This is a genomic window from Natronococcus sp. A-GB1 (assembly GCF_029688845.1).
In the GTDB taxonomy this organism is placed as follows: domain Archaea; phylum Halobacteriota; class Halobacteria; order Halobacteriales; family Natrialbaceae; genus Natronococcus.
Window position 1 is genome coordinate 152,089 of record NZ_JARUKW010000006.1, and the last position, 12,977, is coordinate 165,065.

A 12,977-nucleotide genomic window follows, 5' to 3' on the forward strand; every position below is an offset into this window, starting at 1 on the left:
TGCGGGACCACGCTATACCTTTAACCAACTGGTGGGCAAACATCCAGGCGATGGGACGGTTATCCGACCTCTTTGCACCCGAGACCGTCGCCGTGGTCGGCGCCACCGACCGCGAGGGCGCCGTCGGTCGGGCGATCCTCGAGAACCTGCGAGACGAGTTCGCAGGCGAGGTGATCCCGGTCAACCCTACCCGCGACGAGGTTCTCGGGCTCGAGTGTTACCGCGACGTACAGGCCGCACCGTCGATCGACTTGGCGGTGATCGTCGTTCCGCCGACGGCCGTGATCGACGCGATCGAGGACGTCGCCGAGGCGGGCACCGACGACGTCGTCGTCATCACCGCCGGCTTCTCGGAGACCGGCGGTGAGGGCGCCGAGCGCGAACGGCGCCTCCGCGAACTCGCCGCCGAGTACGACCTCAACGTCGTCGGCCCGAACAGCCTCGGCGTGATGTCGACCGCGAGCGGGATGAACGCGACTTTCGGCCCCGAGAACGCCCTCGAGGGCTCGATCTCCTTTATGAGCCAGTCGGGAGCGTTCATCACTGCCGTGCTCGACTGGGCCAACGAGCAGGGAATCGGCTTCCAGGACATCGTCTCGCTCGGTAACAAGACCGTGCTCGACGAGACCGACTTCGTCCGCGAGTGGGGCCAAGACCCCGACACCGACGTCATCATCGGCTACCTCGAGGACATCGACGACGGGCAGGGGTTCGTCCGTGCGGTCCGCGAGGTGACCGACGACACGCCAATCGTGCTCGTCAAGTCCGGCCGAACCGACGCCGGGGCGCAGGCCGCCTCCTCGCACACGGGGGCGATCGCCGGCAGCGAACGCGCCTACGAGGCCGGCCTCGAACAAGCGGGCGTCGTGCGGGCGACGTCAGTCCAGGAGCTCTTCGACTACGCTCGAGCGCTGTCGGGACTCCCGCAACCGGACTCCGACGGCGTCGCCGTCGTTACCAACGCTGGCGGTCCGGGCGTACTCACGACCGACGCGGTCGGGGACTCCTCGCTTCGGATGGCCGACTTCACCGACGAGACGATCGACGCGCTCGCCGAGGCGATGCCCGACGAGGCCAACGTTTACAACCCGATCGACGCCATCGGCGACGCCGACATCGAGCGCTTTCGCGAGGCGCTCGACATCGCGCTCGAGGATCCGAACGTCGGGAGCGCGGTCGTCGTCAGCGCGCCGACCGCCGTACTGCAGTACGACAAACTCGCCGAGGTCGTCATCGAGAAACGGGAGGAACACGGCAAGCCGGTCGTCACCTGTATGATGGGCGGCGATCGCGCACGGGCCGCCGAGGAGGTGCTGCGGGAGTTCGGCATTCCGAACTACTTCGATCCCTCCCGCGCGGTCGCGGGACTCGACGCGCTGGCTCGCCACCGGGACATCAGCGACCGACCGATCGACGAACCGACCGAGTTCGACGTCGACCGCGAGCGCGCCCGGGAGATCCTGGAGCGGGCCCGCGACCGCGACGACAACCGCCTCGGCGTGGAGTCGATGGACCTGCTCGAGGCCTACGGCATCCCGACGCCAGAGGGGGAGATCGTCGACGACCCCGACCGGGCCCGGGACGTCGCCGAATCGATCGAGGGCGACGTCGTGATGAAGATCGTCAGCCCCGACATCTCCCACAAGAGCGACATCGGCGGCGTCAAGATCGGGGTCAGCGACGAGGACGTCTACGACGCCTACGAGGACGTCGTCGCGCGGGCGCGTAACTACCAGCCCGACGCGACGATCCTCGGCGTCCAGGTCCAGGAGCTACTCGATCTCGAGGAGTCGACCGAAACGATCGTCGGCATGAACCGCGATCCGCAGTTCGGCCCCCTGCTGCTCTTTGGCCTGGGCGGCATCTTCGTCGAGATCCTGGAGGATACCTCGGTCCGGGTCGCCCCGATCGGCGACGGCCAGGCCCGGGAGATGGTCGACGAGATTCGGGCGGCGCCGCTGTTGCGCGGCGCCCGCGGGCGCGAGCCGGCCGACGTCGACGGCGTCGTCGAGACGATCCAGCGGCTCTCCCAGCTCGTGACCGACTTCCCGTCGATCCTCGAACTCGACGTGAACCCGCTCGTGGCCGGCCCCGATGGCGTACAGGCGATCGACCTCCGACTCACCGTCGACACCGACGAACTATGACTGACACCGACACCGACACCGACACGGACAGCGAACCGACCGCCGACAGCTCACAGCCGCCGATCCTCGTCGCCTCGCTCGAGGAGAGCACCGGAAAGACGGCGATCGCGCTGGCACTCGCTAGCCTCGCCCGCGAGCGCGGCGAGGATGTCGGCTACATGAAACCCAAGGGCACCCGCCTGCAGAGCAACGTCGGAAAGACCTTGGACGAGGATCCGATGCTCGCCAAGGAGTTGCTCGAACTCGAGGCCGAGATCCACGACCTCGAGCCCGTGGTCTACTCGCCGACGTTCGTCGAGCAGGCGATCCGCGGCCGCGAGCAGCCCGACGAGATCCGCGAGCGCGTCCGGGAGGCGTTCGACGAGCTTGCGGCCGACCACGACCGGTTGATCCTCGAGGGCGGCGGCAGCTACGACGTGGGCGAGATCGTCGAACTCGCCGACGCCGACCTCGCGGAGCTGCTCGACGCCCGGGTTCTGCTCGTCGCGCCCTACGAGGTCCCCGGCGACGCCGACGACGTGCTCGCGGCGGCTCGGACGTTCGGCGACCGGCTCGCGGGTGTCGTCTTCAACAACGTTTCCGACGCGGCCTACGACGGGCTCGAAACCGACGTCGTTCCCTTCCTTGAGGGTCGGGGAATCCCGGTCCACGGCGTGATCCCGAGCGAGCGGACGCTGTCGGGCGTCACCGTCGCCGAGTTGGCGAACGAACTCGGTGCGTCGACGCTCGTCGACGCGGGTGACGACGCCTACGTCGAGCGCTTTACCGTCGGGGCGATGGGCGCCGACAGCGCCTTGCGACACTTCCGACGGACGAAAGACGCCGCAGTCATCACCGGCGGCGACCGCGCCGAGATCCACACGGCCGCCCTCGAGGCGCCCGGCGTCCGCTGTCTCATCCTCACGGGCGGACACCGCCCCTCGGGAGCGATCGTCGGGCAGGCGACCGAAAAGGAGATGCCGATCCTCTCGGTCCAGACGGACACCCTGGCGACGGTCGAGCGAGCGGAGGACGTCGTCAGGAGCGGACGCACCCGCGACGCCGAGACGGTCGAGCGGATGGCGGAGCTGCTGGCCGATCACGCGACCGTCGACGAGCTCCTCGAGGAGTAACGCCCCCGGTCGGTGCCACTCAACTCGTCTGACCAAGAGTTAAGAGTCACGCCTGCATCCCACCTATCATGGACGACACACACCAGGAGGTCACCTCGCTCGTCGGCCGCGAGGTGTACTCGAACAACGGCGTTTTCGTCGGCGAGGTTGAGGATCTCCAGCTCAACATCAGCGAGGAGACGATCGAGGGACTCGCGCTCGGCCAGCTGAACGAGGAGCTGTTCCCGGAGGAGTCTCGCGCCAGAAAAGGCGTCATCGTCCCCTACCGATGGGTCCGGTCGGTCGGCGACGTCATCCTGATCAACGACGTCGTCGAGCGCGTTCGCGACCCCGACGACGAGGAAGAGGACGAGATCGTCGCCTGATCAGTTTCCGTTCGATCCTTCGCTCCCGTCGACGCCCATCGCGTCGAACAGCGTCCGCTTGACCGCTTCTTCGGTGAGCTCGAGCAGGGTGTCTCGAGTGCCCTCCGAAATTTCGATCCCGGTAAAGATACCCAGCGGAATCTCCGCGCTGGCCTGCGTGGAGTGGCCCGCCGTCTCGCCCATCTCGCCGTAGGCGTCGTCGAGGACCTTTCCGATGTTGATGCGGATGTCCTTCGAGCGACCCGCGAGGAAGATCGTCTCGTCGGCGATACCGAAGACGGCGGTCGTCGTCACGCCCTCGAGATCGAGCAGGTGGCCCGCGGCCTGGGTCAGCGCCTCGCGGTCCCGGACGAAGCCGGCGTTCGAGACGAGGTGGCTCCCCTGGACGTCCCGGTTGGTGATCGCCTCGGCGAGGACGTCCAGCGTCTCGGGGGACATCGACGGCGATTCGACCTGCTCTAAGGTGTCGTGGTTCGCGAACGGGTAGAGGTAGGCGGCAGCGGTGAGGTCGGCGGGGGTAGTGTCGCGTTTGAAATCCAGGGTCTCCGCGCGGATCCCGTACAGCAAGGCGGTGGCGACCTCCTCGGAGACGTTCATATCGAACTCCTGGATGTACTTCGTCATGATCGTCGATGTCGAGGACATGTTCGGGCGGATGTCGACGAACTCGGGGTCGTAGGTCTCCTCGGCCTCGTGGTGGTCGATGACGATGTCGATCTCGAGGTTCATCTCGGAGGAGGTCGCGTGATCGACCAGCGCGACCGTGTCGTACACCCCGGGGTCGTCAATCTCGTCCCACTGAACCAGATCGATTCCCAGCAGGTTGACGAACGCCCTGTTTTCCTGGTGGCCGACGTCGCCGAGGTAGACGATGTCGGCCTCGACTTCGAGGTGGTCGGCGATTGCCTGCAGGGCGGCGGCGCTGGCGATCGAGTCCGGATCCGGGCTGTCCTGGGTGAGGATCGCCATCCGCGAACCGGTCTCCTCGACCAGCCGGGCGAGTTTCCCCGCGTTGTACTCGAGTTCGCCCGACTCGAGCGCCCGCAGGGCGGACTCGGCAATCACCGACGAGGGATTGATGACGATGTCGGCACCGAGCTCGGAGAGCTCGTCGCCCGAAACGGGGTCGCTCGCGCGCGCGACGAGGAACTGACTCTCGTCGTTTTTCGTGCGGATATGCTCGACGGCGGCCTTGTTTGCCTCGACGTCGGAGGCGAGAATCAGGACGACGTCTCGCTCGGCGACGAGGTCGGCGGCCTCGGGTTCGCGGATGTCGGCGGTGCGAGCGTCCAGATCCTGGTCGCGCAGGGATTCGACACGGCTCTCGTCGCGATCGATGATCACGACGTCCTTCCCCTGCTCGACGAGTTCTTCGGCGACGGCGTAGCCGACGCTCCCGCAGCCGAGAATCGCATAGTCCGAGATCGACGAAATAGTAACCCCCGTGCTCATGTGAGAGTGTGGTCGAACCGACCGTACTTAACGGTCCCGAAGATTGGAACGTCGGCATACGCTCGAGGAGAAGTCGATTCGACACGGCTCTCGTCGCTTTGGAGACGCCTGACACGGCGCCTCCCAAGGGAAACGTATATTTATCCAGGTCCGAAACTCGGAGGTACAGGGCCGGTAGCTCAGTCCGGCAGAGCGTCTGACTCTTAATCAGACGGTCGCGTGTTCAAATCGCGCCCGGCCCGCTTTTGCGACGAACGGTTTTGTGAGGAGCAAAGCGGCTAGAGCGATTTGAAAAAGACCAGAAAGGCGCAGCGGAGCGAGCAGTTCTGGACGTAGTTCACAATCGCGCCCGGTCCGTCTTCCTCGAGAACCATCCCTCGAGCGCTCCGCAAGAGCGATATCGGTTCCGGCGAAGTGAACGGATGCATGAGTATCATCGCGGAGTTCACCGTCCCGTCCTCGGAGTTCGTCTTCGGCGACGTCTTCACCGAGGCGCCAGACACCACCATCGAACTCGAGCGAATTGTTCCGGCGACGGGGTCGATGATGCCGTACTTCTGGGTTCGGTGTGAGGATCCAGAGGAGGTCGAGCGGGCGATCAGAACGCATCCGGCGGTCCACGATCTGACGCGGCTGGATTCGGTCGACGATTACGCGCTCTACCGAGCGAGCTGGGACGGCGACGTCCACGACCTGCTGTATGGGATCGGCGAAGCCGATGGGGTGATTCTCGAGGCCTACAGCACCGATAGCTGGTTTTTTCGGCTGCGGTTCCCGAACCACGACGCGCTCGCAGGATTCTACAACTTCTGTACGGATCACGAGATTTCGGTTCACCTCGAGCGGGTGTACTCGCTGTCCGAGCACGTCAACTCGGGGCGACAGCTGGGACTGACGCCCGAACAACGCACGGCGCTCGTACTCGCGCTCAATCGAGGGTACTTCGACACGCCGAGCGAGGCCTCCCTGTCGGAGCTCGGCGCCGAACTCGGAATCACCCAGCAGGCGATGTCCAAACGGATCCGGGGTGGGACCAGGCAGGTCCTCATGACAGTGTTGCTCGATTCGGTCGATCGGGCTCCGAGATAGCTCCCCGGTTATAATTCCGTTGTTCGGACCACCCCCCATACTATTTTGGTTTGTGCCGGACGCGTTCGTACGGAATGAGTGGCACCCACCCCGCCGATGTCGGCGTCGAACCGCCCGTCTCCCGTCCCCACCGACGGATACTCCGACTCCTTCGCTCGAGGGACAAGCCCCTATCCGTAACCGACCTCGCGACGCGTTTCGCCATGAGGACCCCATCGTGCGAACTCGAGGACGGGTCGCCCGAGCGGATGCGAGTCGCCCTCGTTCACGTTCACCTCCCAAAGCTGGCGGATTCCGGGCTCGTCGAGTGGGATCGTGAACGTCAGGTGGTCCGGGCGGCGGACGCTCGAGAGTGTGCCGATGATGCCGGAGACGACACGGATCAAGACCACGGGCAGCCCTTCGACGGGCGTCAGCTCGGGGCGTGGCTGTGCTGTCCGAGCTGTGGCCGCCGCGACGTAACCCGCGTTCGCGTGGGCGCCGACCTCGAACTCGAGTGTCACGACTGCGGACGCGATGAGACGCTCTCGCTCGAGCGACGGCCCGAGGGACAGTCCGGCGATTCCGAGTCGAACCCGTCCACGGGTGGCGACAGAAACGCTCGCGAGCGGGCGCTCAAGGCGTCGAACGAGCGGTTAGAGCAGTTCGCCTACGCCGCCAGTCACGACCTCCAGGAGCCGCTGCGGATGGTTTCGGGGTACCTGCAGCTGATCGAGGGGCGCTACGGGGACGAACTCGACGCCGACGGCGAGGAGTTTCTGGCGTACGCGGTCGACGGCGCCGACCGGATGCGCGAGATGATCGACGGGCTGCTCGCGTACTCGAGGATCGAGACGCAGGGAACCGCGTTCGAACCGGTCGCCCTCGAGGCGGTGCTCGAGGACGTGCGCAAGGATCTGGAGGTTCGAATCGAGGAGACCGACGCGGACGTGACGATCGGATCGCTGCCCCGCGTCGAGGGCGACGAGACACAGCTACGCCAGCTCTTTCAGAATCTCGTCTCGAACGCCCTCGAGTACAGCGGCGACGACCGACCGATCGTTCGGGTCGAGGCCGAACGCGACGGCTCCGAGTGGCTCGTCGCCGTTCGCGACGAGGGGATCGGGATCGAATCGACGAACCAGGAGCGGATCTTCGACGTCTTCGAGCGGCTTCACGGTGACCACGAACGGCGGGGGACGGGGATCGGGCTCGCGATCTGCGAACGGATCGCCGAGCGCCACGGCGGCGAGATTCGGGTCGACTCCGAGCCCGGCGAGGGGGCGGCGTTCGTACTGACGCTGCCGGCACTCGGATGCCGTCCGTGATCGTCTCCTCGACCGAACCGCGATCGAGTGAAATCGAACCCGAACGGCTATTGTCGAACGGCGACCACGTCCGCGCGTGAACGCTGATAGCCCACGAACGACTCCCACCGAGGAGACGGCTATGAGAGTCGTCTCTCTCACGGGACCGAGCGACTCGGGGAAGCGACGCTCGTCGAGAAGCTCGTTCCGCGACTGGCCGAGTCGGGTCGAGTCGCGACCGTCAAGTCGATCCACCACGATATCGAGATCGACACACCGGGTGCCGACACCTACCGTCATCGAACCGCGGGTGCCGAAGCGGTCGTCGGCGTGACGCCCAAGCTCACCTTCGACATCACCGCTCGAGGGAAGCGCGCCCCGCCCGACGAACCCGGCGAGGTGTTCTTCCGGACGGACAACCCCGAACTTCGGGCGCTCTCGAGTACCCTCGGCCGACTCGAGCGCCGCGGCTACGACATCGTCGTCGTCGAGGGGTTCCCAGCGGCGCCGCTGCCGACGATCCTCGTCGGCGACCGGGATCCCGAGGCGGTCGGCGGTGAGGTCGTCGGCACGGGGAGCGAGGACCTTGCCGGGCTCGTCGAGACGGTGCGCGGCCTCGAGCCCCTCGCGACGCGTGTGGAGTCCTCGGACGCAGGCGAGACCTGATTCGCCCGGTCGCCGATCCCGAAGATGGGACTGGGGCATGTCCCACCGATGCTGTTGGCTTTCGCGGACCGCTATGCTCGCAGCCGTCGTCGATCGGCTTCGTTCGTTCCGTCTCCCAAACTATAGATAAATCAGACTATTATCTATAGTTGATTTTCACTTCAGTAGATGCTGATAAATTTGGAAGTGCGGTTATTGTGTTTCCTCCTGTATCTGTGAGTGAGAACAATGACATCCATTGCGGACCTCGAGATTCCGGGCGACGGAACCGGACTGGCCGAGCTGTTCGACGCCGTCCCATCGCTCACCTGCGAGATGGAGCAGGTCATCGCCTCGAGCGGCCACGGACTGTGGCTGTCCGGTCCCTCGAAGGAGGAGATCGAAGCCGCGATGGCGGACGCTGCCGCGATCGAGGACTACTCGCTGATCAGCAGCGACGACGACCGCTGGCTGTACGACATCGAGTTCGATCCCGGGACGGTCGACCCCCTCGAGCTCGTCCTCGAGGAGGACGGCACCGTCCTCAGCGCGTCGGCCTCGGGCGGCTCCTGGCTTCTGAGCGTACGCGTCCTCGAGCGCGAGGACGTGAGCTCGCTGTACGACCGCCTCGTCGACAACGACGTGACGCCGACGATCGTCCGCCTGTTCGACGTCGCCGACGAGAGCCACTCCCAGTGTGGCCTCACCCAGCGCCAGTACGAGACGCTGGTCGCGGCGATCGACCACGGCTACTTCGAGATCCCCCGCGAGGTCTCGATGCAGGAGCTCTCCGAGGAGCTCGGCATCTCCCACCAGGCGCTCTCCGAGCGCCTGCGCCGGGCCTACCGGGCGCTGGTCACCTCCGAACTCAACGTCGCTGAGGAGGAGGCGACCGCCCCGCCAGTCCCGTCCGACTGACGACAGCACCGTCCCCGGCCGGCTCTCGAGTTCTGCCCCTCGCGTTTTGCCGTAACGGCCGCGCAACTGACCACACCGCGTACCGAACCGACCACACCGCGTACTGTTATTAGCCGTCCGCGACGTGTTGGCGTATGCACGTCGATACCGATGATGGCGTCCTCGAGATCAGGTTCGATCGACCCGGCGTTCTCAACGCGATGAGTCAGGCGGTCGCCACGGAACTGGCCGAAACGATCGAGCGGGCCGATCCCGACGACCACCACGCGATCGTCATCTCAGGAGAGGGCGACGCGTTCAGCGCCGGCGGGGACATCGAGGCGATGGCCGAACCGCCCAGCCCACCTCGTGAGTCCTACGAGGAGGTCACCGAGACGTTCGGCCGAGTCGTCGAGGCGATGCTCGAGTCACCGGTGCCGATCGTCGCGAAGGTAAACGGCGACGCCATCGGGGCCGGGCTGGCCGTCGTCGCCCTCTCGGATATCGCCTACGCCAGCGAGGACGCCACCTTCTCCTGTGCGTTCGTCAGGGTCGGGCTCATCCCCGACACCGGCGGCACGTTCATGCTGCCTCACATCGTCGGCCTGCGGGCCGCCAAGAAGCTCGCGTTCACCGGGGAGTTCTTCGACGCCAGCAGAGCGGCCGACCTCGAGTTGGTCAACGAGGCCGTTCCCGCGGACGAACTCGACGACCGGGTCCGAGAGACGGTCGAGCGACTCGGACGCCGGCCAACCGACGTGATCGGGATGACCAAGCAGGCGCTCCACGAGAACATGGCCCGCCACTGGCGGGAAGCCGCCGACTACGAGAACACCCTCCAGGTCCAGGCCCGGGGCTCGGACTCCCACGAGGAGGGGGTCGCGGCCTTCCTCGAGGGGCGTGAACCGGAGTTCAACGAATGACATCCTCCCCGCCGTGAACGGCGGGGTTTCCTCGCGCTGGGGGGTATCGACTACCGGCCCACGGAGGCAACTTGCGGGTTCGTATGCTCCTCGTTGGGACGGGGGGAGCGTGATGACTCCAACCATTCGTGGTTGTCCCACTTGAGGCATACAGGCCGTGCCATCGACCGTGTTACCGCTGTCTGCCGTCTCAAGAACGTCTCTGACGCCACGAGGTCGGCGTGCCCCTCGAAGCCACACGGACACGTCAGAGTGTCTCTGTGACGTGTCGTGTCCTCTGTCGAACCGCAGTTCGGACACTCCTGACTCGTCCACGCCTCAGACCGTACTTCTACCGAGATACCGTATTCCTCAGCGGTACACGCCAGTCGATTCACGAACGCTCTAAACGCCCAGAAATTGTGCGTCTTGGCGTTCGTCTCTACCGACCAGTGCGTCTCAAGCACGTCCGTCAGCGCCCCGACGTACACTGTCGAAACACCCTCGTCGTACAGACGTTCGATGAGGTCACGCGCGAGTGCGTCTTGAGCGTGGTCACGTCGCTTGGTGCGCCGGTCGTACAGGCGTCGGATTCGGTGACTGCTGTATCGACCGTCTTCCAAGAGTGATTGGAGGCGGGCAATTTCTCGCGTGGTTTCGCGGAATCGTTTGAACAGGTCTCGTCCTTTGTACAGGTATTGCTGGCCGGTTGTAGTTGTGCAGGCGACGAGGGTGTTTGCACCGATGTCCAGAGCGGCTTCTTCCGAAGCCAGTGGTTGTGCCAGTCGAGAATCATCGACGGTGACTGGCTGAAAGGCCCTGAATGCCTGTGCTTGCTCGTCGTAGAACAACTCCAACCGGCCCTGCTTCTCGTACTCCTTCCAATTGGGGTCGCCTCGAACTTCAAGGAGGAGACGTTCGCGGTGTCCCAACCCGTATTCGTCTTTCAGGTCTTGACCGACGAGAATTTCGAGGCGGGAGTATTCACCCCATTCGACAGAGTACGATGTGTTTCGGATATACGTGCGGAGTTCTCGCCCTTCATCTGCGTTACCCCAGAATCCGGGCTTACCGTTGGCTTCACCCGTCTTCTTGAGGCTGAAGAACGATTTCCACGCTTCGCGGTTCTTGCGTTCGATTTGCTGAACCGTGGACGCGCCGAGAACCCCGCCATAGCGACCGCGATACTCGCTGATTTCCCACACGTCGGCGTCTGGGTCTTCATAGTTCTCGCGGCGCTCGTAGTTGAGTTCGTTCCAGAGAGCGGCAGAAGCGTCCAAGAGGCGTCGAAGCAACTCCTCGTCCTCGTCGGACTGCGGAATCACCTCGAACGTGTTGGCTCGCTTCATCGGCTACTGTTTGTATCGGAACACACATAAAAATGTGGTTTATGTGTTACTGTATGGTCGAAGTTCGCATCGAGTTCGATGACGATGAACAGTACGAGCGGTTGAAAGAACTGAAGACGCACCGTGGATTAACGTGGAAGGGATTGCTCCTTGAGGGCGAAAAGAAAGTCCGAGAGGATACCCCGGAGTAATCGTCGAGCGTGGATTGTGAAGTGGAGTGTCGGATTCACGCCCGCCCTAAAGGGCGGGACTCTCTCCTTGAGTCAGGTAGTTGACCGACGCCCGATTTCGCCCGCGAGAACACTCGAGTCGCAAGCCACCGCAAGCAACACCATTGTACGGTTCTTCGTCGTGTTTCAAATCGCAATGTCCCCAGAGTTTACCGACGACGACATCGGAAAGACAGTGATCAACGCCGACGGCGAGGAGGTCGGTCTCGTCGCCGACGTCGAACACGGCACCGCACACGTAGAGCCGGACCCCGGAATCACGGACACGATCAAGGCGAAACTCGGCTGGGGCGACACCGACGAGAACGCCTACCCGCTCCAGGAGCCCGCGGTCGCCGAGGTAACCGACGACGAGATTCACCTCGAGCGCGACCTCGAATCCAGCTCCGGGGTGGACACCGGCGCGGCCGGTGCCGGGACGACGGCGGGTGCCGAATCGACGACCGGCGCCACCGACACGGCGGATCGAGGCGACGACGACCTCATCGGCGACGACGACGACGAATTCGTCGACGACGATGATGACGACCTGATCGGTGACGACGACGATGACGATCTGATCGGTGATGACGACGATGACGATCTGATCGGTGATGACGACGATGACGATCTGATCGGTGATGACGATGATGACGATCTGATCGGTGATGACGATGATGACGATCTGATCGGTGATGATGACGACGACCTCATCGGTGACGACGATGACGACGACCTCATCGGTGACGACGATGATGACGACCTCGTTGGCGACGATGACGACGACCTCATCGGTGACGACGATGATGACGACCTCGTTGGCGACGATGACGACGACCTCATCGGTGACGACGATGATGGCGCCCGCGACACGCGATAGCGCCGCTGGCCGACTCTTCGCTCGAGCGAAGAGTCGACTTTCCCGATCGCTCGCCGTTCGGAGTATCGATCAGTAGTAGAGGGGACGTTTCGAACTCGAGAACCGCGTTCCGGGGACGGATGGCCGTCTCACGCCTCGAGGCGGTGTCGAACCGTCAACACCGGCACGTCCGAGAGCCGAACGACTTTCTCCGTAACACTCCCGACCAGGTATCGGTCCAGCCCCGTTCGACCGTGCGTTCCCATCACGATCAGGTCGATGTCGTGGTTCTTCGCGTAGGAGAGAATACCGTCGTGGGGACGGCCGTGGACGACCGCGCCGACGATCCGTTCGTGGCCCTGATCGCGGAGTCGCTCGACGAGGCTATCGACGGTTGCCGACCCGGTTTGCTCGGCCTGCTCGAGCGCGGGTCCCGTCTCGACGTCCGCGGAGACCCTCGTCGTGTCGACAACGGTGAGGACGTGGAGTTCCGCCTCGTACCGTTCGGCGATGTCGAGTGTGGCCTCGAGCGCCCGCTCCGGGGGTTCGCCGACGTCGGTCGGGAACAGCACGCGCTCGTACACGAACTCGGGTTCGATCCCGAGGACCAAAAGTGGTGTGTTAGTTGTCATCACTGTACGGTCTCGAAATCGGACGTCGACTCC

Annotated in this window: 11 protein-coding genes, 1 tRNA gene and 2 pseudogenes; 11 read left to right on the forward strand and 3 right to left on the reverse strand. The window is 64.5% G+C overall.

What is annotated here, in order from left to right:
• The first annotated feature begins 50 nt into the window (after nt 1-50).
• The 3 genes from QA600_RS09050 to QA600_RS09060 all read left to right on the forward strand — a co-directional run bounded on the left by QA600_RS09050 (nt 51) and on the right by QA600_RS09060 (nt 3,624).
• Entirely contained in the window at nt 51-2,147 is a 2,097-nt protein-coding gene (locus tag QA600_RS09050) for an acetate--CoA ligase (RefSeq protein ID WP_278291623.1), read from the forward strand.
• On the forward strand, nt 2,144-3,259 hold the full coding sequence (locus tag QA600_RS09055; protein ID WP_278291624.1) for a phosphotransacetylase family protein: 1,116 nt from the start codon (nt 2,144-2,146) through the stop codon (nt 3,257-3,259). Before QA600_RS09050 ends, QA600_RS09055 begins: the two co-directional genes overlap by 4 nt.
• Nucleotides 3,260-3,327: 68 nt before the next feature.
• Nucleotides 3,328-3,624, forward strand: a complete 297-nt coding sequence (locus QA600_RS09060) for a PRC-barrel domain-containing protein (protein ID WP_005555479.1) — start codon at nt 3,328-3,330, stop codon at nt 3,622-3,624.
• On the opposite strand, the gene QA600_RS09065 is transcribed toward QA600_RS09060, so the two are convergent.
• Nucleotides 3,625-5,076, reverse strand: a complete 1,452-nt coding sequence (locus tag QA600_RS09065; RefSeq protein WP_278291625.1) for a DHH family phosphoesterase — start codon at nt 5,074-5,076, stop codon at nt 3,625-3,627.
• A gap of 168 nt (nt 5,077-5,244) precedes the next feature.
• Between QA600_RS09065 and QA600_RS09070 the strand changes: the two genes are divergently transcribed.
• The 6 genes and pseudogenes from QA600_RS09070 (at nt 5,245) to QA600_RS09095 (ending at nt 9,916) form a co-directional block, all read left to right on the forward strand.
• Nucleotides 5,245-5,318, forward strand: a tRNA-Lys gene (locus QA600_RS09070).
• A gap of 184 nt (nt 5,319-5,502) precedes the next feature.
• A complete protein-coding gene (locus QA600_RS09075; protein WP_278291626.1) occupies nt 5,503-6,165 on the forward strand; it encodes a helix-turn-helix domain-containing protein in 663 nt (220 codons plus the stop codon).
• A gap of 605 nt (nt 6,166-6,770) precedes the next feature.
• Nucleotides 6,771-7,472: pseudogene (locus tag QA600_RS09080) on the forward strand (ATP-binding protein); the annotation flags it as partial.
• A gap of 121 nt (nt 7,473-7,593) precedes the next feature.
• Nucleotides 7,594-8,117 (forward strand): annotated as a pseudogene (locus QA600_RS09085) (molybdopterin-guanine dinucleotide biosynthesis protein B).
• Nucleotides 8,118-8,345: 228 nt separating this feature from the next.
• The gene (locus QA600_RS09090; RefSeq protein ID WP_278291627.1) at nt 8,346-9,014 is read left to right on the forward strand and encodes a helix-turn-helix domain-containing protein; all 669 of its coding nucleotides are present in this window, start codon (nt 8,346-8,348) and stop codon (nt 9,012-9,014) included.
• Between the two features lie 134 nt (nt 9,015-9,148).
• Entirely contained in the window at nt 9,149-9,916 is a 768-nt protein-coding gene (locus QA600_RS09095) for an enoyl-CoA hydratase/isomerase family protein (RefSeq protein WP_278291628.1), read from the forward strand.
• A gap of 50 nt (nt 9,917-9,966) precedes the next feature.
• Here the strand turns inward: QA600_RS09095 and QA600_RS09100 are convergent, their stop codons facing one another.
• Nucleotides 9,967-11,244 carry a transposase gene (locus QA600_RS09100; RefSeq protein WP_278291629.1) on the reverse strand — a complete coding sequence of 426 codons (1,278 nt, stop codon included), beginning with the start codon at nt 11,242-11,244 and terminating at the stop codon, nt 9,967-9,969.
• Between the two features lie 53 nt (nt 11,245-11,297).
• On the opposite strand from QA600_RS09100, the gene QA600_RS09105 reads away from it, so the two are divergent.
• Nucleotides 11,298-11,435, forward strand: coding sequence for a hypothetical protein (locus tag QA600_RS09105; protein WP_008528727.1), 138 nt, complete (start codon nt 11,298-11,300; stop codon nt 11,433-11,435).
• A gap of 175 nt (nt 11,436-11,610) precedes the next feature.
• Nucleotides 11,611-12,333 carry a PRC-barrel domain containing protein gene (locus QA600_RS09110; RefSeq protein ID WP_278291630.1) on the forward strand — a complete coding sequence of 241 codons (723 nt, stop codon included), beginning with the start codon at nt 11,611-11,613 and terminating at the stop codon, nt 12,331-12,333.
• Nucleotides 12,334-12,461: 128 nt separating this feature from the next.
• Here the strand turns inward: QA600_RS09110 and QA600_RS09115 are convergent, their stop codons facing one another.
• A complete protein-coding gene (locus QA600_RS09115; protein WP_278291631.1) occupies nt 12,462-12,944 on the reverse strand; it encodes a universal stress protein in 483 nt (160 codons plus the stop codon).
• Nucleotides 12,945-12,977 lie beyond the last annotated feature (33 nt).